The sequence below is a fragment of the Pseudomonas sp. SK3(2021) genome, assembly GCF_016772375.1.
In the GTDB taxonomy this organism is placed as follows: domain Bacteria; phylum Pseudomonadota; class Gammaproteobacteria; order Pseudomonadales; family Pseudomonadaceae; genus Aquipseudomonas; species Aquipseudomonas chlororaphis_I.
This window is the reverse complement of record NZ_CP061943.1, coordinates 4,460,638-4,484,262: the sequence shown is the minus strand read 5'-3', so window position 1 is coordinate 4,484,262 and position 23,625 is coordinate 4,460,638. Positions and strand designations below refer to the sequence as shown.

The window sequence follows — 23,625 nt, the reverse complement described above, 5'->3', positions numbered from 1 at the left end:
CGGGGCTGGATGCCATCCGGATTCAAGGACCGATTGCCCATGAGCGCCACTCCTTCGTTATTGCAGCGCTACCGCGACGCCTGGCAACACGCCTGGCGCCAGCGCAAAAGCATGGACAGCGTGCAGCGCCTGCCCCATGAGGCGCAGTTCCTGCCCGCCGCCCTGGAGTTGCAGGACACCCCGGTACACCCGGCGCCGCGGATTTTTGTCTGGAGCATCCTCGGTTTTGCCGTGCTGGCCTTGCTGTGGGCCTGTCTCGGCAAGATCGAAGTGGTGGCGGTGGCGCCGGGCAAGATCGTGCCCAATGGCAAGACCAAGCTGATTCAATCCAGCGAAACCGCGGTGGTCAGGGCGATCCATGTCAGCGACGGCCAGGCGGTGAAAGTCGGCGAGCTGCTGGTGGAACTCGACCCGACGGCGGCGGATGCCGACGTCAGGCGGATTCAGAACGAGCTGCTGGCGGCCCGGGTCGACAGCGCCCGTGGCGCGGCGATGCTCGATGCGATCAACCAGCAACAGCCGCCGGCGTCATTGATCGGCGCGATTGCCAATGCCAACCCGGAGCAGGTGCTCGGCGCCCAGCGCTGGTTGCAGGGGCAGTATCAGGAGTACCGCAGCAACCTGGAGCTGGTGGACGCGGAAATCCTCCAGCGCAGCGCCGAAATCCAGTCGGCCCAGGCCCAGGTGGCCAGCCTGGGGCAAACCGTGCCGATCGCCACGCAATTGGCCGAGGACTACCGGCGGCTGCTGGAGCAACAGTACGTGGCGCGCCACGAGTACCTGGAAAAGGAACAGGCGCGCCTCGACCTGCTGCGCCAGTTGAGCGTGCAGCAGGCCAGTGTCTTGCAGTCCACCGCCGCCCAGGCTGAGGCGCGGCGCCGGCGCGAAGGCGTGGTCGCGCAGAACCGCCGGGCCATGCTCGACCTGCAACAGGAAGCCAACCAGAAAGCCGCGAGCCTGGTCCAGGAATTGGCCAAGGCTCGTTACCAGGAAACCCTGACCAGCCTCAAGGCCCCGGTGGACGGCACCGTCCAGCAACTGGCGATCCACACCGTTGGCGGCGTGGTCACCCCGGCCCAGCCGCTGATGGTCATAGTCCCCGCCGACCAACCAGTCGAAGTGGAAGCGATGCTGGAAAACAAGGACGTGGGCTTCGTCCGCGCCGGCCAGCCGGTCACGGTCAAGGTGGAAACCTTCACCTTCACCCAATACGGCACCGTCGACGGCGAAGTGCTCAGCGTCTCGAACGACGCCATCGAAGATGAAAAACGCGGGCTGATCTACAGCAGCCGCATTCGCCTGAAGTCCGACCACCTGATGGTCAACGGCCAACGCGTGGCGTTGTCGCCGGGCATGTCGATCACCGCGGAAGTGAAGACCGACCAGCGCCGGGTGATCGACTACTTCCTGAGCCCGTTGCAACAGCATGTGGATGAGAGTTTGCGGGAGCGCTAGGGCTGTTGAAGTGAAGTTCCCAGCGTATCGCCAGGCATCAATGATTCTTTCAACGTGGGGGGAATGACCGGTATGGCCAGATCTGTAAGCCGAAGCCTGTATTGGCTTGGGGCGGGAGCGGCACTCGTGCTGCTTGTGTACTACTTGCTGCCCACCACGCCAGACAGTCCCTATATGAAACTTCATTCAACCGGGGATGGCAGTGTTTTTACCGGGTGTGAGTTTTCACCCATCAAGCAGGACCTGCCTGCCTTTCGATTTGCCATGAGCCCGCAGGCCTGTCGCCTGGTGCGTTATGACGGCAGCAGCGGCATTGAATTCACCCTCGAGTATCCAACGGCAGAGGTGCTCAGCGACGACGCCAAGGGCAGCCGTTACCCGATAGCCTTGTTTATCGAACGCATTTCCATGGAAGGCTTCGACGCCGACAGGCACCTGCGCGGGAAGCATCCCGTGGCGCAGGCGGACGGGGTCGAGCGTTATGAGGTCGGTGGTTTTCAGGAGCGCAAGTTCACAGGGAAAGACGGTGTCTCGGTGTATGTCTCGGACTACCTGGCGACGGTCCGGGCGAACCGCCTGTATGGCAGCGGATTATGGGTTTTCTACCAATACCCAAAGGAACTTACGGATGTAAGGGCCGTGGACGATTTTGTTCTCGATGCCCTCGGTAAGGTAATAGTGAAATAAGGAAATAGAGCGTGGCACTGGTAACCTTTAATGAAGCTCAGTTACAAGAATTGCAGCGTCTTTCGGATAAGAAAGATTATCCGGGGGCCTATGGCTATATGCGCGATGTGGTCGCGGCAGAGATTGCCAAAGGCAACAGGCCCGAGGACATGGCCGACCTGCAGGCGGTGGCGACATGGTTGACGACGGCCAAGGCCATCAACTCGAATGATCGCAGCAACTTTCTGACCGACCTGGTTCGCGGGTCGATCCAGTACTCGGTGGCAAAAACCGGGCGCCCACTCAGTGATGACGCCTTCCAGGTTGTCTCCGACAAGCTTGCCATCGACACCATCAGCAATGTGCTGAAAGGCGGTGGTGTGACCTCGGCCAACATCGTCACGGTTCTTGAAACCAAAGGCATGGTCAAGGAGCTGAAGCTGGAAGCCTGGCAATGGCCCGGTGCAATTGCCGATATGCTGCCGCCACCTTTTGGCATGGGCCGCGACTTCATCGAGGTTTCGGGCCAGACCAAAACCGAAACCGCGCTGAATATCATGAGCTCCATGGTGTCCAACATGGCCGGCCTGGAGCGGGTGATCAACAGGGATTCGGTGCTCGATGCCAGCCCAACCTGGAAGCTCTGGCGTGAACTCAACAGCTTTATGGCGGATAACCGCTACCGGCTGTACGAAGGTGGCACAGGGGCAACGCCGGAAAAGGATCTGATCAATATCACGATCAACCCATCCCCCCAGCCTCAACAACACATCCAGGGCGAAAGCAAAGCCCAGCAGGACGTCGCCAACGGCTTCATTCAGAACTCGGCGACCAACAGCATTTTTGCCGTCGGCGGCATTCTCAACAAAACCGATTTTACCTCGACCCAGATGGCCAGCCTGGCCTCGGGTGGCATTCGCCCGGGCGAAATGCAGCTCGACCCCAATGCGCGTCCCAACACCTACCTGACCCAGTTCTACCAGCCGTCCAGCCCGAACAAGCCGGACTTCAGCCTGCGTAATGCGGTAACGCTGAACGGCCTGTCGGCCATGACCACCTTCAACACCTACGTTGACCCGTTGTTGCTGGACCTGACCGGCAACGGCGTGCACATGACCGACATCCGTGACGGCGTGCTGTTCGACACCGACCACAGTGGCACGCTCAAGCGCAGCGGCTGGGCGGATCGCAGCACCGGTATGCTGGTGATCGACGATGGCAGCGGCCAGATCAAGGACGTCAGCCAGATGTTCTCCGAATACTACGGCGGCAAGGCCGGGGTGAACGGCGCGGCGGGCGAGACGAAATTCAAGGACGGTTTCGCCGCCCTGGCCAGCGAGGATGGCAACAAGGATGGTGTGATCGACCAGCGCGACCCGATCTGGAGCAAGCTACGGGTCTGGGTCGACGGCACCCATGACGCGAAAGTCGATGCCGGCGAACTCAAGACCCTGGCCGAGCTGGGCATCACCCAGATCAACGTGCGGGCGGCGACGTCCACTCAAACCGAAGTGCGTGACGGCAACCGGGTGCTCGCCACCGGTTCGTTCACTATCAATGGCAAGAGCCAGGAAGCGCTGGCGGTGGATTTCCTCGGTGACCCGGTCAGCAACACCCTGACTGCCCAGGGCGCGGGTACCAAGGTGACCTCGACCACCAATGGCATCACCACCACCGCCTATGCCAGCCAGAGCACCACCGGTGAAACCCTGGATGCGGCGCAGCTGGGCGTGGGCAACCTGTACGGCGGCAACGGCAACGACACGCTGATTGCTGCGCCGGCCGGTGGTTGGCTGGTGGGTGGCGGTGGCAGCAACACCTATGTCGGCGGCAAGGGCGACGACGTCTTTGTGATCAGCGCCTCGGACGACACTAAAAACATCCACGGCAATGGCGGCCACGACACGGCGATCATCGTTGGCGACAAAGGCGTGGTGCTGAACATGGCCCAGGCCGGCCTGACCATTGCCCAGGGCGGCAGTGGCGACGACACCCTGATCAGCGGCGGCACCGGCAGCGCCTTCATCAAGGGCGGCTCCGGCAATTCGACCCTGGTGGGTGGGGCGGGCAGCGACGTGCTGGTCGGCGGCAGCGGCCACAACACCATCATCGGCGGCAGCGGCAAGGCGGTGATCTACGCCGGGCCCCAGGGCGACGTGATTTACGCCGCCGAAGGCGGCAGCATCATTCACGCCGGTGGCGGTGCCGACCGGATTTTCGGCGGTGCCGGCAATGACGTGATCGAAGTCGGCCATGGCAACGCGACCATCGACGGCGACGGCGGGATCAACCTGGTGACGCTGCATGGCAACCATGGCGATTACCGCATCACCCGCACTGCCAGCGGCTATGAAGTGGCCGACAAGGTGGCCGGGCGCGACGGCACGGTGACCCTGAAGAATATCCAGAAGCTGAATTTCTCGGATATCTCGGCGGTCGATCTGCAGACCCCCAACGCCATGCCGGTGGCCGACGTGCTGACCCTCGACAAGGACGGCAAGGCCTTCAACCGGACCCAGGCCCACCTGATTTCCGCGCAGAGCCTGCTGGCCAACGATCAACACCTCAACAGCCAGGGCGCGCTGCGCATCGCCAACGTCGGCGACGCGGTCGGCGGCACCGTCAGCCTCACGGCCCAGGGCGACGTGCTCTTTACCCCGGATGCGCGCTACACCGGCCTGCTCAGCTTCAAGTACGGCGTGGTCGATGCCGCCGGCAACCTGTCGGCTTCGGTGGTCGACCTGAGCAGCGGGCAGACCGCGCCGATGCGTGCCGGGGTGACCTTGCTGACCCCGGAAGTGCCGCTGGACCCATTGGCGGCCCAGGAGTGGTACCTGAGCGACACCAATGTGCTGCCGGTCTGGCAGGACTACACCGGCAAGGGCGTGCGTATCGGCCAGTTCGAGCCGGGCGGCCAGTTCGCTACCGCGCCCGAGATCTTCGACATCGCCCACCCGGACCTTGCCGCCAACGTCGATAAGGCCTGGCTGCAGACCCAACAGAGCAACGGCAGCTTGCCGGGCCTGGTGTCCAACCACGCCACCATGGTGGCGGGGGTGATGGTCGCCGCCAAGAATGGCACGGGCGGGGTAGGGGTGGCCTACGGCGCGACGCTGGGCGGCTACTACCTGGCCAACAGCGGCGCCGACCTCGCCGGGCTGGGGCACATGGTCAGCTTCGACATCGCCAACAACAGCTGGGGCTTCACCAACGACTTTGCCCTCAGCAGTTTCCAGGACGGCTTCGTCAACACCGCCACGGCGCTGAGCATGAATGCCCAGTACGCCGCGAGTAACGGTCGCGGTGGCCTGGGTACGATCATTGTCGCGGCCGGCGGCAACAGCCGCGCAACCGGCGGCAATGCCCAGGGCTCCTTGACCAACAACAACCGCTTCTCGGTGGAAGTCGGCGCGATCAATGCCCAGGGCGACTTGTCGACCCTGCAGATCGGCTCCTCGCCGTTCTCCAACCCGGGGGCCAGCCTGCTGGTGTCGGCGCCGGGCAGCAACGTGGTGTCCACCAGCCATATGCTGGAAACCGATCGTGGCTCGACCTTCGGCAACGACTACACCAGCATGCAGGGCACCAGCTTCGCCGCGCCAATCGTCTCCGGCATCGTGGCGCTGATGCTCGAGGCCAACCCGAACCTGGGCTATCGTGATGTGCAGCAGATCCTCGCGCTGTCCGCGCGCCAGATCAACGACCCGTCCACCCAGTGGAGCGACAACGGCGCCCACGGCTGGAACGGTGGCGGCATGCACACCAGCAACGACTACGGCTTCGGCGAAGTCGACGCGCGGGCCGCGGTACGCCTGGCCGAAGCCTGGATGACCCAGAGCACCGGGGCCAACGAGTATGTCTACAGCGCCTCCAGCGGCGCACTCGGCAAGAGCCTGGCGGCGGGGGGCACGCTGACTTCGTCCATTGCGATGAATGCCGGCCTCAATGTCGAACACGTCGAGATCGACTTCGACGCCCAGGTGGGCCGCCTTGGCGACCTGACGCTCAAGCTGATCTCGCCCGACGGCACCCAGAGCATTCTGCTCAACCGCCAGGGCAAGGTGCCGGACGGCATGACCGGCGCGAGTGCCAGCGATGTCGGTAGCACGCAGTCGGGGTCGTTCAAGTACACCTTCATGACCACCCATGACTTCGGCGAGCGCTCGGCGGGCAACTGGACCTTGCAGGTGAGCGATGCGGCTTCCGGCCAGCCGGTCACGCTCAATGCCTGGTCGCTGCGTTTGTACGGCAGCAAGAGCACCCCGGACGACACCTATTTCTACACCGACGAATACCTCAAGTCGGTGGTCGGGCATGCCAACCGCGCAGTCCTGGACGATGCGGTCAATGGTGTCGCGGGCGGGCGCAATACCCTCAACGCGGCGGCCGTTTCCGGGGATAGCTCGGTCAACCTGTTGACTGGTATCGCCAGCATTGGCGGCGCGGCGTTGACGGTGAAGAACCCGGGCAGCATTCAGAACATCGTCACCGGCGACGGCAACGATGTGCTGGTCGCCGGCAAGGCCGATGCCTTGCTCGACGGCGGGCGTGGCAACAACAGCCTGACGGGCGGGGCGGGCAAGGACTTCTTCGTGGTCCATCGCCGGGAGGGTGGCAGCGATGTCATCAGCAACTTCGAGGCTGCCCGGGGCGAGATCATCGACCTGGTGGGCTTTGCCGGGAAGAAGTTCAGCGACCTGGTGCTCAGCCAGCAAGGCGTGGACGTCAAGATCGACCTGGCCAAGGGGCAGAGCATCGTCCTGAAGAACCAGCTGCTGGCCGGGATCGGCGCGGCGAACTTCAAGTTCCAGGACACCTTTGTCGCCCCGACGGCCTACGTCAACAGCGACGCCTCGGCGGTCCAGCCGCAGGAAGGCCTGGGCACCGTGTTGCTCAACGGTGGCGGCAAGGGCGTGATGTACAGCAGCGACGCCCAGGGCAAGATGGTGGCTTCGTTGAGCGGTACGATCTACAGCCATGACAGCGCGACCTCGGATGTGTTCGTGGTGGCGGCCCAGTCGGGCGTCAAGGACTACAACAACGCCCTGCGCGGCTTCCGCCACGGGATCGACAAGATCGACCTGCGCCAGACCGGAGTGACCGATTTCAGCCAGCTGACCATCGAGCACAAGAATCGCGCCACCCTCAACGGCCTGACGCAGATTCATGGGGTGTACGTGACGCGTAACGGCGCCCAGGGCGCCGACTCGAACGTCAACCTGGTGTATCTGGATGCGCTGGATGTGGCGCAGGTCAGCGCTTCGGACTTCATCTTCGCCGAGCATGCGCCGCAGGTGGTGCCGACCGTTGGCCCGGTGCCTGTGGTGACCGAGCAGCCGACGGTGACTGTGCCGGGTACGCTGGCCCCGATTGTCGAGCGTCCTGGCGTGGACCAGCCTACGGTGCCGCCGCTGCCGTCGGTTGATCTGCACCCGACTGTCAGCGTTCCAGTGGTCGACCCGGTGTTGCGACCTACGGTCACGATTCCGGACATCACCCTGCCGGAACACAAGACGATCGATCAGATCCTCGCCGAACGCGGCGTCGACCTGAATCCGAAAGTGCCGGAACACAAGACCGTCGACCAGATCCTGGCCGAACGTGGCGGCAACCAGGGGCCGACGCTTCCCGAGCATAAGACCCTCGAGCAGATTCTCGCCGAGCGCGGCATCGGTTCGCTGGAGCCTTCGAAGGTGCCGGATATCGGGCCGGTCGGGCGTGAAGTGGGACGTACCCCGGTGGACGTACCGAGCCCAAGGCCGATCGTGATTCCCGATATCCCGATGGTCGATATCGCGCACCGCGACCTGGATATCCCGAGTCGTCCGCGGGTCACTGTGCCGGATCTCCCTGTAGCGTCGGATCCACGGCTGAAGTTCGACGATCCGCTGCCAGCGGTGACCGACACCGATGATTTCTCGTTCGCATCGATCCGCGACAGAATCCGTACGCGCCCGACACCGACCACCGTGGACCCAGTAACGAGCTCGTCACGCGACCCGCTCACGCTGAGCCCGTTGCCGACGGTCGATCCCGCGCCCGTGGCCAGCGATCCCAACACCATGACGGTCAAGGGTTTCTTCGCCAATGTCACCCTGGGCGACGAGAGCAAGACCATCAACGTCGAGGCCACAGGCGCCAAGCTGTTGGCCGGCAACGGTGACAACAAGGTCAACGTGACGGGCCGCCGGGCCGAGATCACCCTGGGCAACGGCAACAACGTGATTGCCGGCGACATCAACAAGCTCACGGTCGGCCATGGCAACAACAGCATCACCGACAGCGGCTCCTTCGCCACGGTGAAGCTGGGCGATGGCAACAACAAGGTGCTGGTCAGCGGCAGCATGCCCACCGTGGAAGTCGGGCACGGGGTCAACGACCTCGAGTTCAGCGGGAGCATGGGCCAGTTGGTGTTCGGTCAGGACATCAGCCCCGAGCGCCTGTGGTTCCAGCATGAAGGGGCGGACCTGCAGATCTCGGTGATCGGCAGCCAGCAGGAGGTCACGCTGCATAACTGGTATGCCGCAACCCCGGAGCGTCCACGGGACATCATGGCCGGCGACCGTCACCGGTTGCTGGGCAGCGATGTGGAAAACCTGGTCCAGGCCATGGCGGCGTTTGCGCCGGCAGCACCGGCGACCATGACCTTCGGCGCTGCCGAGCAGCAGGCCTTGCAACCTGTGCTGGCGGCCAACTGGACATGACCGCGCAAGCTTGATCGGTAACAGGGCCCGCGATGCTTATCGCGGGCTTGTGCCGCTCTCGTTCGGGAGCGGCACTTTTTTATCCCTCCGGATTCCTCCAATTGCCCATCGGACTGCGTCGGGTTTCCCGATATCCCCGTTGCTCAGCCGACATGGGTGGCAGGACCTGCCCGAACATTTCATGTCAGGCACAGCTGGACACAGCTTTATTGACGCCAGGATAGTGGCCATTTAGTATCGCGGCATTCCGGGTGATGTCAAAGTGCTATCTCAAGGAAGCTGAGAATTGTCTGTGCTCAAAGTCGGGCTGTTGTTGCTCGCTATCCTCCCTGCTATTTCGCTTGCCACTCCGACACCGGGTGAGCAGGACCTGTCCGCTGGCCACTTGAAGGTACTGGTGGTCGAGGGCCGGCTCGAAGGCTTGAAAGGCGCCGCCGACAGCCAGCTGTCCGCGCGTGAGCTGGCCATGGCCTTTCCCGGCCAGCTCAACCGCCTGCCGTCGAACCAGGCGCAAATGGAGCTGGCTCCCGGCAAGGAGGTCGGTGGCAGCAAGGTGCTGGTCAAGAACACCGTGCAGAAGCTCTGGCGGGCCGGGCTGTCGCGCAGCAACGACGGCCAGCGCAGCACCGGCGAGCAGCAGTGGGGCACCCCCTTCGACCGGGACAGCCCGCCCCTTGCAAGGAACTACCCGAAAACCCTTATACAAGCAGAATTAACCTCGGAGTCTTGGGAAAGCTCCCACAGACTTTCCAAAAAACGACCCATAACATCCTTTCCGACTCCAGGGTCGGGACTGTCTGGATGATGCTCTCTTGCGCCGCAGGCGTTGACCCATAGGCCCGAGCGGTACTCATTTCCGACTGTGTCTCATGTTCTCGAAGGATCGAAGATGTCTCGGCTCATTTTCTGGATGCGTTCAGGTTTGTCCCTGCTCGCAGGGTTGTTGCTACTCAGTGTATTCAGTCCGCTGTATGCCGCCCCCAGCCCCGGTGACACCGACCTGATCCGCGAACGCCAGGACCGCCTGCTCGAAGAGCAGCGCCGGCGCCTGGAAGAACTCAAGGACCTGCCCGGTAAAGAGGCTGCCCCCACGGCGCCGACGGCACCTGCCGACACCCGCTGTTTCCCGATCCAGGACATCGAACTCAAGGGCGCCGACAGCCTGTCCGCCAGCGAGCAGGCGCGCCTGCTCAAGCCCTATATCGGTCAATGCCTGGGCGTCAGCCAGCTCAACGAGCTGCTCAAGGTCATCACCGACTACTACCTGGAGAAGGGCCTGGTGACCAGCCGCGCCTACCTGCCGCAGCAGGACCTGTCCGGCGGCCACTTGAAGGTGCTGGTGGTCGAGGGCCGGCTCGAAGGCTTGAAAGGCGCCGCCGACAGCCAGCTGTCCGCGCGCGAACTGGCCATGGCCTTTCCCGGCCAGGTCGGCGCGCTGGTCAACCTGCGGGAAATCGAACAACTGGTGGACCAGCTCAACCGCCTGCCGTCGAACCAGGCGCAAATGGAGCTGGCCCCCGGCAAGGAGGTCGGTGGCAGCGAGGTGCTGGTCAAGAACAGCGCGCAGAAGCCCTGGCGGGCCGGGCTGTCGCGCAGCAACGACGGCCAGCGCAGCACCGGCGAGCAGCAGTGGGGCACCACCTTCGACTGGGACAGCCCGCTGGGGCTGGCCGACCAGCTGATGTTGCGCGGTGGCCACGATGCCATGAGCGACCACCAGCACACCTCCAACAACGCCATGCTCTCTTACAACCTGCCCTGGGGCTGGTGGAACTTCAGTTACACCTACAGCCAGAGCGAGTACCGCTCCCAGGCCCAGGCCAACGGTTTCAACTTCAAGCAGAGCGGCGACAGCCAGAACCACCAGCTGCTCGCCGAGCGGGTGATCCTGCGCGATGCGCTGAGCAAGACCTCGCTGAATGCCGGCCTGGCCTACCTGCGCACCAACAACTTCATCGAAGACAGCAAGCTGGCCCTGAGCAGCAATCGCCTCAGCGAAGCCCAGTTCGGCATCAACCACGGCCGGCGCATCGGCGGGGCCTTCGTCAACCTCGACCTCGGCCTGCAGCACGGCATCGGTGCCTTCGACGCCCAAGGCAATGGCCACCCCGGGCCCGGCGAGCCGAATGCGCGCTACCGCAAATACACCGCCACCCTCAGTTACCTGCAGCCGTTCAAGCTGTGGGGCGAGTCGTTCAGCTTCAGCAGCCTGATGACCGGCCAGCGCAGCGAAGACGTGCTGTTCAGCCCACAGCGCACCAGCCTGGGCGGGCAGTCGTCGATCCGTGGCTACAAGGACCAGTCGCTGTCCGGCGACAGCGGCGGTTACTGGCGCAACGACCTGCGCTGGAGCCGCCCGGTGACCTGGGCCTGGCTACAGCCCCTGTTTGCCGAGTACGGCAGCAGCCTGGGCTACGACCAGGGGGTGATCCGTGGCGACCGCTACAACGGCGAGCAGCACGGACGTATGTCGAGCAACTCCCTGGAACTGTTCGCCCGCGGTCAGCACCTGGCCACCAGCGTGACCTTTGCCCATTCCCTTGAGCGTCCGGATGTCCTGACCGAGCGCGAAGCGCCGATCTACTTCCGCCTGGACTTTTTCCTCTAAATCGCGTTTTTCCGAGACTTCGACATGGACGTTCGCCATTTTGCCTTCCTGGCCCGCCAGCCTTCGGCTGCCCTGAAAACCCGCGCGCACTTCTGCGGTATGCCCAAGCGCGGCCTGGCGTTCATCCTGGCCAACGCCATGTTCTGGCAACCGCTGTGGGCCCAGGCGGAAGGCATCGTGGTCAGCGCGCCGGGCACCAGCCTGGGGCAGGCGGGCAACGGCGTGCCCATCGTCAATATCGCCACGCCCAATGGCAGCGGCCTGTCGCATAACCAGTTCCACGACTACAACGTCGGCCAGCAGGGGCTGATCCTCAACAACGCCACCGACCGCACGCAAAGCACCCAACTGGGCGGGATCATCGTCGGCAACCCGAACCTCAAGGGCGCTGCGGCGCAAACCATCCTCAACGAAGTCAACGGCGGCAGCCCCAGCCAACTGCGCGGTTACACCGAGGTGGCGGGGCAGTCGGCCCATGTGATCGTCGCCAACCCCTATGGCATCAGCTGCAACGGCTGCGGCTTCATCAACACCCCGAAAGCTACCCTGACCACCGGCAAGCCGGTGATCGAAAACGGCCAGCTCAGCCGTTATCAGGTCGACCAGGGGCAGGTGAGCATCGAGGGCGCGACGCTCAACGCCAGCAACGTCGACCGCTTCGAGATCATCACCCGCAGCGCCAAGATCAACGCCGAGATCCAGGCGCAAAACCTGAGCATCGTCACCGGCCGTAACGATGTCGACGCCCGCACCCTGAACGCCACCGCCCGCGCCGACGACGGCAGCGCCAAGCCGGAACTGGCGATCGACTCTTCGGCCCTGGGCGGGATGTATGCCGGGGCGATCAAGCTGGTGGGCACCGAGGCCGGGGTCGGGGTGAAACTCGACGGCAAGCTGATCGCCAGCGGCGGCGATATCCAGCTCGATGCCAACGGGCAGTTGCGCATGGTCGACGCCTCGGCGGCCAACGGCGCGGTCAAGGTCAAGGCCGCCAGCCTCGACGCCCAAGGTCCGGTCTACGCCGGCACCGCCCTGAACGTCCAGACCCAGGGCGACCTGAACAACCGGCAAACCCTGGCCGCGCGCGACAGCATCAGCCTCAGCGCCGGTGGCCGCCTGAGCAACGGCGGCATCGTCGAAGCCGGGGTCAATGCCGATAACAGTCGCAATGCCGGCGGTGATCTCACCGTCAATGCGCAGACCCTCAATAACAATGGCAACAGCCTGGTTGCCAGCCGCAATCTGACGGTGACCGCGGCGCAAGCCCTGAACAATCAGGGCGGTACCTTGAGTGCGGGGCAGAGCGCCAACATCCGCGCCGGGATCCTGGATAACCAGAGCAAGGGCCGGGTGCTGAGCAGCGGTAGCCTGAATCTGAATGCCAACCAGTTGCTCAATAGCCAAGGCGGGCTGGTGAGCAGCAATGGTGAACTGGTCGCCAACCTGGCCGGGCTGGGTAACGCGGGTGCTGAAATTTCCAGCCTCGCCGGGCTGACCTTGAATGTTGCCTCCCTGGATAACGTGGCCGGCCTGATCGCGGCCGGTAGCGCTCTGAATATCAATGCCAGCGGTGCTTTCAACAACCAGGGCGGCCGCTTGACCGCTGGTGCCAGCCTGACAGTGAACAGTCAGGGAGCGATCGACAATGCCTCTGGTTCGATGACTGCCGGCCAAGTGTTGAAGGTACAAGGCATCAGTCTCGACAACACCGATGGCACGTTGTCCAGCGCCGGCCTGTCGAGCCTTAAAGCGACCAGTCTGAATAACGCCCAAGGTCGACTGACCGGGGATCTCGGGCTGAGCATCGAGCTGAGCGGGGCACTGAATAACCAGGGCGGGATGCTCGGTTCCGGCAAGGCACTGACGCTGAACGCTGGCAGTCTCGACAACCGCGCCGAGGGCGTGTTGCTGGCGGTCGATGGCTCCCTGACGGGCACGGTCGTTGGCGCTTTCGATAACCGTGAACTGGGAAAACTCAGGGCCGGCGGTGGTATCGAGTTGACCACCGGTAGCCTGGATAACCGTGGCGGTAGCCTGTCCGGCAAGGATCGGCTGACCCTGCGCAGCGACCTGGCGGATAACCGGGGAGGGCTGATCCAGGCCGATAAGGACCTGAAATTACTGGTCGGACAGCTGGATAACCGCGATAAGGGCGTGGTGAGCGGCAAGGCGGCGATTGACTACGAAGGCTCGCGGCTGGACAACAGCGGTGGCCTGCTCAGTGCGGTCGGCCCGGTGACGCTCAAGGCCCAGGAAGTCACCAACAGCAAAGGTCGGATTGCCAGTCAGGTCGACCTGACCGCTACTGTCGATACCCTGAACCAGCAGGGTGGTGCGCTGGTAGCCCAAGGCAGTCTGTTGCTGACGGGCAAGGCGCTCGACAACCGTAACGGCGGCCTGGTGGGCAGCACCAACGCACTGACCCTGAATGTCGATCAGGTCGACAACCGCGCCGGGGAAATCTCCAGCACCGAAAACAGCCTGAGCTACACCGGTCTGCGCCTGGACAACAGCGATGGCGGCAAGCTGCTGTCCGCAACCGACTTGCAGTTGACGGTGGCGCAGTTGATCAACCAGAGCAAAGGCCGACTGTTCGCCAAGGGCCGCGCTGGCCTGACGGGTACCCGGCTCGACAACAGCAGTGGCAGTTTTTCCGGTCTCAAGGGGCTGGATATTCGTCTCGATGGGGCTCTGCTCAATAACGCCGGGGTGCTCAGCAGCGAAGCGGGATTGACCCTCAATGTCGCCACTCTGGATAACACCCAAGGCAAGCTCGGCAGTGCCGGTGCCTTGTCGATCACCAGCCTGGGTGCGTTGCTCAACCAGGGCGGCTCGGTCCTCACCGACCAGGGGCTGACCCTGGCCAGTTCCAGTCTCGATAACAGTCAGGGCGGGGTGATCAACGGCAAGGGCGCGACCCATGTCACCACCGGCCTCTTGAACAACAGCCAGGGTGGCCACCTGACCAGCGACGATACGCTGGACCTCAGGGCAACCCAGGTCGACAACGGCGCCAGCGGCCGCATTGCCAGTGAAAAAGCCCTGACGGCCAACGTCACCGGCCTGGACCAACAAGGTGGCGAACTCTTCAGCAAAACCCAACTGAACCTGGACCTGAACAACGGCCGGCTCGACAACCGCAAGGGTCTGATCAATGGTCCGGTGCTGGTGCTCAGCAACCTCAAGGACGTCGCCAACCAGAACGGCGAAATCTCCAGCGCCCAGGCCTTCACACTCGCCGCGCAAGACCTCGACAACAGCGCTGGCAAGCTGCTGAGCAAGCAGGGCCTGACCTTGCGTATCGCTCAGGCCTTGAACAATCGGAACGGGTTGATTTCCGCAACGTCCCTCAACAGCCGAAGCGCCAGCCTGGACAACAGTCATGGCCTGATCAGCAGCCGCGGCGACGTCGACCTGGGCGTGACTCAAGCCTTCACCAATCAGAGCGGCACCCTGATCGGCGACGGGGCCGTGCTGCTGGCCGCCAACAGCCTCGACAACCGCGACGGCTCGGTCGCTGGCAAGGCCGACGTTACGGCCACCATCGGCAGCCTCGACAACCAGAACGGACAACTCATCGCCAGCGGTGCCCTGGGCCTGAGCGGCAGCGTGCTCGACAACCGCCAGAGTGGCCTGGTCGGCGCCACCAAAGCGCTGAAACTCGAGGTGGGCAGTATCGACAACCGGGGTGGCGAGCTTTCCAGCAGCGCCGGCATTGGCCTGACCGGCAAGCGCCTGGACAACAGCGACAGTGGCCAGATCATTGCGGCCATGGGCTTGACCATGACCCTGGATCAAGTGTTGAACCGCAATCAGGGCCTGATCAATGGCAAGAGCGGCCTGACCCTGGATGGCCAGACCCTGGACAACTCCGCGGGTCAATTGCGCAGTGGGCAGGATGTGCGCTTGGGCCTGGGCGGCGACCTGACGAACAGCCAGGGTTTGATCAGCAGCGAAGGCACACTCGACATCACCAGCGCCAACCTGAGCAACGCCGCTGGCAGCCTGTCGAGTGCCGGTGCGTTGAAGGTCAAGGCCAGCGCAGCGCTAGGCAACCAGGGCGGGCAGCTGGTCAGTGACAGTAGCATCGAGCTGAGCAGCGCCAGTCTCGACAACCGTCAACAAGGCGTGATCAGCAGCAAAGGCTCGATGGGGGTGACCACCGGTGCTTTTGATAACAGCCAGAACGGCCGCCTGAACAGTGGCGACAGCCTGACCCTGGCGGCCGCTCAGGTCACCAACCGCAACGGTGGCGTCATCGGCAGCACCAAGGCACTGACAGCCAGCGTCACCGGCCTCGACCAGGCGGGCGGCAAGCTGTTCAGCAACACCAGCCTCACCCTGGACCTGAACCAAGGTCAGTTGAACAACCAGACGGGCCTGATCAATGCCCCGTCGCTGCTGCTGCGTAACCTCAAGGGCATTGACAACCAGGGCGGTGAGATCTCCAGTGCCCAGGCGTTCAGCCTCACCGCTGACAGCCTCGACAACAGCAACGGCAAACTCCTCAGCAACCAGGCTGTGACCCTGCGAGTCAACCAGGCCCTGACCAACCTCAAGGGGCAGATCGCCGCGGCTGCCCTCGATGTACGGGCTGACAGCCTGGACAACGCTGAGGGTAGCGTTAGCAGCCGCAGCGATCTGCACCTGACTGTCGCGGGGCGGCTGAGCAACCAGAATAAAGGCCTGATCAACGCAACACAGAACCTGACGCTTGGCAGCGCTGACCTGAATAACCAGGGCGGTACCCTGCTCGGCGGCAGTGCCGTGACCCTGAATGCGATGGCGCTGAACAACAGCGCCAACGGTCTGATCAACAGCCAGGGCGGTCTGGCCCTGACCGCCAGCAGCCTGGACTCCAGCAACGGCGGTGAGGTCTCGGCCAAAGGCGATATCACGCTGAACCTGGGGGCGTTGACCCAGAATGGCGGGCGGCTGCTGGGCGACAGTGGCGTGCGTCTCGACCTGGCCAACGCTGACCTCGACAATCGCAATGGCCTGCTGATCGCCAAAGGTCCGCTGAGCATCAGCCGACTGCGCGACCTGAACAATCAGAATGGGGAGATTTCCAGCAGCCTGAGCACTCACCTGGTTGGTCGCGTGCTGAACAATAACGGCGGCAAGCTGATCAGCAACAATCAACTGGGGCTGACCGGCGAGACCTTGCTCAACCAGGGTGGCCTGATCTCTGGCTGGCAGGGGCTGACCGTGAGTGGCGACAGCCTCGACAACCGCAACGACGGCACGTTGTCCAGCCGCAGTGGCGACCTGAATGCAAACATCAGCGGTGCGTTGCTCAACAGCAGCGCCGGCGCACTGGTCAGCCAGAAAACGCTGAACGTCAATGCGGCCAGCCTGGATAACAGCGCCGGCATTCTGTCCAGCGGCGCTGCTCAGCAACTGATCGTTGGCGGTCTGTTGAACAATGCCCTGGGCGGCTCGATCGACAGCGGCGCTGCCTTGACGTTGCAAGCCATGGCCTTGAACAACGGCGGGACCATCAGTGCCCAACAGGCCCTGAGTGTTACCGGCACCACCCTGGATAACACCGGCGGCAGCCTGCTCGGCAACGGCGCGGTGAACCTCGACCTGCTCGGCAGCCTGACTAACACCAACGGCAAGCTCGCCAGTGGCGGGCCGCTGGTGATCAGCCGTAGCAGCCAGATCAACAACCAGGGCGGCCAACTGGTCAGCCAGGGCTTGATGAGCCTACTCACCGGCAGTCTCGACAACCGCAACCGCGGCACCCTGGCGGCCAACGGCAACCTGGCCGCCAGCGTATCCGGTGCGGTGCAGAACAATGGCGACGGTCTGATCTACAGCCAGAACGGCACCCTGCAACTGAGCGCCGCGAGCCTGGGCAATGCCAGGGGCACCCTGCAAAGCCAGGGCGCGATGGACCTGGCCGTGACGGGGGATATCGATAACCAGAGCGGTCGTCTCCTGGCCCAGAACGGTGACCTCAAGGTCAGCGCCAGCAACCTCGATAACCGCGGCGGGACCCTCGCCAGCCTCAAGGGCGCGCTGGAAGCCCGTATCGTCGGCGTGTTGAAAAACGGTTACGACCTGAACAACAACCGCCAGGGCGGCATCGCTCAGGCCGAGCGTCTGAACCTCAGCGTATGGGGTGGTATCGATAACTACGGTGGGCGTATTTCGGCCCAGAGCGGCGATGCTCTGATCACCACCGCCAACTTCGACAACCGTAACGGCGGCCTGTATGCCAAAGGCCTGGTCAAAGTCAGCGGCAACAATTTCGACAACAGCGGTGACAACGACGGCCAGATCGCCGGTAACCGGATCGACCTCAGCCTCAATGGTCATTTGAACAACCGCATGGGCATCATCGAGAGCGACAGCACCCTCAGCGTGCGCGCCGCCAGTCTCGACAACCAGACCGGCCAGCTGCGGGCCCTGGGTGCCGGTGGCAAGACCAACTTCCAGATCGGCGGTTTGTTCGACAACCGCAACGGCAAACTGGAAAGCGCCAACAGTGACCTGACCCTCAATGCCGCGAGCTTCCAGAACCAGGGCGGCAGCTTGTTGCATGTGGGCAACGGCACCTTCGATATCTCCACGGCCAACATCACCCAGGCCGGCGGCAGCCTCGTCACCCGTGGCGGGCTGACGCTCGCCGCCGACAGCTGGACCAACAGCAGCGTGATCCAGGCCGGGCGCCTGACCATCAACGTCAACAACCTGATCCAGACCGGCAGTGGGCAATTGCTGGCCTCCACCAGCCTGGTCGGCAGCGGCGGCAACTGGATCAACGATGGCCTGATTGCCAGTGACGGGACGGCCAGCCTTACGCTGGGCGGCGGTTATAGCGGTAATGGGCGCTACAGCAGCCTGGGCGGCCTGGGGCTGACGGCGGCTTCGATGAGCCTGGGCAGTGCGGGTAGTGTGGCTGGGGGTGGGGACTCGACGATCAGAATCAGCGGACCGTTGAGCAACGCTGGGCGGCTGACCTCCAATGCCGGTCTGACCGTCGAGGCTGGCAGCCTTGTCAACTCCGGGACCCTGGGGGCCGCGCAGAACCTCAATCTGCAAACCCCGTCGCTGCTCAATGATCGCGGCCTGATTTTCAGCGGCGCGGACATGGCGTTGGGTGTCGGCAATTTCACCAACCAGAACGCTGACCTGTACGGCCTCGGTAACGTAGCTATCGGTGGTTACGGCGGTGCCGCCCGGGCCGCGGGTCTCTACAACGTTTCCGGTTCCATGGAGAGCGGCGGGGCATTCGCGCTTAACGCCGATGTGTTCCAGAACCGCACCGATGGTGCGGTAGCGTCGGGCGGGCGCAAGCTGGTGTCGGGGTTTATCGCCAACATGTGTAACGACTGCAAGGGGGACAATTACACCTTCACCCTGGCGGCCCGTGAGGTCTACGAAAGTGTCGACAACGACACCAGTGCCTCGGCGCTACTGACATCCGGCAAGGATTTCACTTTCCAGGGCGGCAGCTTTCTCAATAGCAAAAGCACGGTGAGTGCCGGCGGCAATATCAATATCACCGCCGACAGCCTGCAGAACATCGGTGCGCAGAACGGGACCATCGAGCGCACGCGCCTGTACAAGGTCTACGACATGGGTGCGGGCGCTACCGGGCGCTATTTCTCCGATGTCCTGACGCCCTACAACCAGCGCAACAACCCTGATTTCCCTAATGTCTACTACCTCGACCTGGCAGACAACATCCACAAGGCCATACCTAAATCGGTTCGCGGCAGAGGGCCGGGGCGAGATGGCGAAATGAGTTCCGGGGTAGCGCTCAAAGACAGTGAAACGGGTAAAAACGTCGATACCAGCAGTGCTTATAACATCGTATTTTCCGGCCTGAAGTACGGCTTCGAAAACACGACGCTATCCCAATACGACCCGAACAACCTGCTTGAACTGCCGAGCCAGCTGGCGCAGCACACGCTGCTCAGCGACGTCGAGGTCGCCAAGGACAGCAGCGGTGCCGTCAGTACGGCAGGCAGCCGCAATGCGGTGATCCAGGCCGGTGGTAACGTCTCGATCACGGCCGCCAAGGATCTGCAGAACAGCGTCATCCATCAGGACTACAGCGCTGGCGGCGGTATGAACAAGGTTGCCGATACCCGGGCCAGCGGTACCGGCACCACCACGGTTGTAAGGCTCAACAGTCAGCTGCCTCCGGATGTGGCCCAGCAACAGGTCAACCCGCTGAGCCTGCCCGGCTTCGCATTGCCGGCAGGGCAAAACGGCCTGTTTCGCTTGAGCGGGCAAGGCGGGTCGGCTCAACAGGCGACCCAGGCCAATATCGGGCCGCAAAGCTGGACCCTGGGCAGCGCCTCGGTCAGCAGTGCTCAGCGTCAACAGAACCTGCCGGATATCCAGGCGCGCAGCTTCCAGATCGATGATGTCGCCCCAGTGGCCTCCAGCGATCGGCAGTTGGTCCGGGTCACCCGTCAGGCCACCGACAGCAACCTGAGCGCCAGCACGATCGATGTCAGCGCCCCTGTCGACAATGGCGGCACCCTGGCGTTGTCGGGGCATGAAGGCAATGCTGGCGCGATCACCCCGGTGGCCAGCCAGGCCGTGGCCCGTGTCCAAGGCCTGCCGGACAGCTCGTTCAAGCCGAACCCGCAGAAATACCTGATCGAAACCAACCCGGTGCTCACCGACCTCAAGCAGTTCATGAGTTCGGATTACCTGCTGGCGGGCCTCGGTTACGACCCGGACATCAGCGCCAAGCGCCTGGGTGATGGCTTCTACGAACAGCGTCTGGTGCAGCAAGCCATTACCGCGCGCACCGGCCAGGCGTTTCTCGCTGGGCAGACCTCCAACGAGGCCCAGTTCAAGTACCTGATGAACAACGCCATCGCCAGCAAGGAGCAACTCAACCTGTCGGTCGGGGTATCCCTTACTTCGCAACAGGTGGCTGCGCTCACCCACGACATCGTCTGGCTCGAAGAGCACGAAGTGAACGGCGAGAAAGTGTTGGTGCCGGTGCTGTACATGGCCCAGGCCAATGGTCGGCTCGGCCCGACCGGCGCACTGATCGCCGGTAACGACGTGAGCCTGATCGCCGGCCAGAACCTCAACAACGTCGGGACCTTGCGTGCCACCCACAACTTGTCGGCCGTAGCGGGCAAGGACCTGGTCAACAGCGGGCTGATCGAAGCCGGCAATCGCCTGGACCTGCTGGCGGCCAACGACATCGTCAACAAGGCGGGCGGCATCATCGCCGGGCGTGACGTGACGATGACCACGATCAGCGGCGATGTGCTCAACGAGCGCAGCGTCACCGCGGTGGACAGCGTGGCAAAGGGCTATTCGCACAAGGACTATGCCAACAGCGCCGCGCGTATCGAGGCCGCCAACGACCTGAGCCTGTCGGCCGGTCGTGACATCACTAACTCCGGCGGCGTGCTGCAAAGCGGGCGGGACACGGACCTGGATGCGGGACGCGACGTCAATCTGCTGTCCACCCAGCTCAGCAACAGCCTGGTGCTGGGCAAAAACCACTACAGCAGCGCTATCACCCAGATCGGCTCCGAAGCCAGCACCGGCCGCGACCTGAGCGTGAAGGCCGGTCGCGATATCACGGCCATCGCCAGCGAGATCGAAGCCAAACGCAACATCGCCATGGCCGCCACCGAGAACCTGACGCTGTCCTCGGCGGCGGACGAGCAGCACTCCTACGAAAAAACCAAGAAAGTCACCCGCCAGGAAGACCACGTCAGCCAGGTCGCCACGACCCTCAGCGCCGGTGGCGATGTGGACCTCAGTGCCGGCAAGGACATGGCCCTGATCTCCAGCCGCATCACCGCCGGCGATGAAGCCTACCTGGTGGCCGGCGACAAGCTCGAACTGCTGGCAGCGCAAGACAGTGACTATTCGCTGTACGACAAGAAGAAAAAGGGCAGTTGGGGCAGCAAGCAAACCAAACGTGACGAAGTCACCAAGATCACCCACGTCGGCAGCGAGATCTCGACCGGAGGCGACCTGACCCTGGTCAGTGGTGGGGACCAGAAGTACCAGGCGGCGAAGCTGGAGAGTGGCCAGGACATCACGCTGCAAAGCGGTGGGGAGATCACCTTCGAAGGGGTGAAGGACCTGCATCAGGAGAGTCACGAGAAGACTAACAACAATGCGGCCTGGGTTTCTTCCAAGGGCAAGGGTAATACCGACGAAACCCTGCGCCAGACGCAGATGCTGGCTGCCGGCGAGATCGCGATCAAAGCCGTTGATGGCCTGAAGATCGACGTCAAACAGGTGAACCAGCAAACCGTCAGCCAGAGCATCGATGCGATGGTGAAAGCCGATCCGCAACTGGCCTGGCTGAAACAGGCTGAAGCCCGTGGCGATGTGGATTGGCGGCAAGTGAAGGAGATTCACGAATCCTTCAAATACAGCAACTCCGGCCTGGGGCCTGCTTCGCAGATCATTATTGCGATTGTGATGGCGGCGGTTGTCGGGCCTATGGCGGCAGGAGCAATGGGGGGCGCTACTGGCGGGGCGGTCGCGGCTGGGACAATTTCGTCGACTACTGCGGGTGGTCTGTCAGCTGCAGCAGGGGCTGTCGCGGCAGGTGCAGCGACCAATGCCTCCGTCAGCGCTATCAATAATCGCGGCAACCTTGGTGCGGTATTCAAGGATGTAACCTCTTCCGATGCGATGAAGGGGTATGTGATTTCAGGCGTCACGGCGGGTTTGACGGCGGCTTATTTCGATGGGTGGACGGGAACCAAGACTGATGCGATCACTGGCAAGGTAACGGGGCCGGTGTTAAGTACCTGGAAGGGTGTAGGTCAGTTTGCGAGTAATCAGGTCCTCCAGGGAGGAGCATCCACCCTTTTGAGTAAAGCTCTAGGGCAGGGCGGTGGTGCGAGTGACGCTCTGAAAAATGCCTTGTTCAATACCTTGGCGGCTGCAAGTTTCAACGCGGTGGGTGATTACACCAAAGGGGTTGTTGCTGATGGTTCCCTGCCTAAGATCGCAATTCACGCGATGGTGGGTGGCTTGCTGTCCAAGGCGACTGGAGGTGATTTCAAGACGGGTGCATTGGCGGCGGGGGCGAATGAGGCTCTGGTCGTCCATTTGGACAAATTGGTGGGCGGGAATGAAAACCTGCTGACTATGAGTTCGCAAATCGTTGGGGTACTGGCGGCAGCCGCGCAGACAGATGCTGATGCGGCCAAGATGGAGAAGGGGAGTTGGATTGCGAAGAATGCGACGCAGTACAACTTCCTGAATCATCAGGATGTGAAAGACCTGGAAAAGGCCCTGAAGGATTGTCAGGCAAAAGGGAGTTGCGATCAGGTACGAGAAGAGTTCCGGCGCCGCGACGCGGCCAATAGCGCTCGGCTAGCAGCTTGCACCACTGACTGCGCGGCAATCCGGGATGAACTGGACGCGGGTTCTCCCGCCTTGAAACAACTGTGGGAAAGCGACACTACCGGTGTTACTGATGAATTCCTGCGCAACAATATCAACGAATGGTCCAGTTCGGGCCCGCGCGTTGCCAACCAAGTAGCTGAGGCTGCATGGCATGGTGACTCGACTACCCTACTGCAGCTTGGCCAGTATCTGGACCAGCAAGGGTTTAACCCGTTTGGTATCAATGCAGCCGGGCTGATTGGCTTGGGCGGCGGGGCCAAGGCTGGCGCCAATGGCGAAGCGGGCAGCACTGCGAGTACAGTTAGAGCGTTTGGCGAGGAGATTGTCGGAAAGGTTGAGGCTAAACTGCCGGAGCAGGTCAAAGCTGGGAAAGAGATTTCTGCTACCTCACCAATAGCCAAGGAGGGTTTGAGAAATGATCTTGCTGCACAGGCAGGGATTCCTCGGAATATCGCTGAATCACCTTCCAGCATGTGGGGTAAGTCGATTGATGACATTAAACAATCGCTGGTTTTGGACGGCGCAACTCTCACACCAAAGCCGCCGTTGGCTGGTACTTCAGGTAAGGCGCAAGTGTTTATAGTTGAGGGGCATCCAGCAATGAAGGAAATTGAATATCATCCAGGTGGCGGTACTCATGGCGATAATCCCTACTATAAATTTGTTAGTACCGATAAGATTGGTAATAAAAATATAGAGGTAAGGGTCATGGATCCGTCATCTGACTTCAGTCCGGGGACCATTACGCGTTATCAGAAATATTATGATACCCAAGGGAATCGATTGAAGTATGAGGGTGGTCAGTGGAAGGTTTGGGAGTGACTC

Annotated in this window: 5 protein-coding genes and 1 pseudogene; all 6 read left to right on the top strand. The window is 62.7% G+C overall.

The features are described from left to right. The first annotated feature begins 39 nt into the window (after positions 1-39). The 6 genes and pseudogenes from IF690_RS19570 to IF690_RS19545 all read left to right on the top strand — a co-directional run bounded on the left by IF690_RS19570 (position 40) and on the right by IF690_RS19545 (position 23,622). Entirely contained in the window at positions 40-1,455 is a 1,416-nt protein-coding gene (locus tag IF690_RS19570; RefSeq protein WP_023964209.1) for an HlyD family type I secretion periplasmic adaptor subunit, read from the top strand. A gap of 126 nt (positions 1,456-1,581) precedes the next feature. After that, positions 1,582-2,142, top strand: a complete 561-nt coding sequence (locus IF690_RS19565; RefSeq protein WP_252189499.1) for a hypothetical protein — start codon at positions 1,582-1,584, stop codon at positions 2,140-2,142. Between the two features lie 11 nt (positions 2,143-2,153). Continuing rightward, entirely contained in the window at positions 2,154-8,825 is a 6,672-nt protein-coding gene (locus IF690_RS19560) for an SPM autocatalytic domain-containing protein (RefSeq protein WP_502710149.1), read from the top strand. 361 nt (positions 8,826-9,186) lie between these two features. Beyond that, positions 9,187-9,495 (top strand): annotated as a pseudogene (locus tag IF690_RS19555) (ShlB/FhaC/HecB family hemolysin secretion/activation protein); the annotation flags it as partial. 240 nt (positions 9,496-9,735) lie between these two features. After that, entirely contained in the window at positions 9,736-11,433 is a 1,698-nt protein-coding gene (locus IF690_RS19550; RefSeq protein ID WP_202701637.1) for a ShlB/FhaC/HecB family hemolysin secretion/activation protein, read from the top strand. A gap of 24 nt (positions 11,434-11,457) precedes the next feature. Next, the gene (locus IF690_RS19545) at positions 11,458-23,622 is read left to right on the top strand and encodes a two-partner secretion domain-containing protein (RefSeq protein WP_252189498.1); all 12,165 of its coding nucleotides are present in this window, start codon (positions 11,458-11,460) and stop codon (positions 23,620-23,622) included. Positions 23,623-23,625 lie beyond the last annotated feature (3 nt).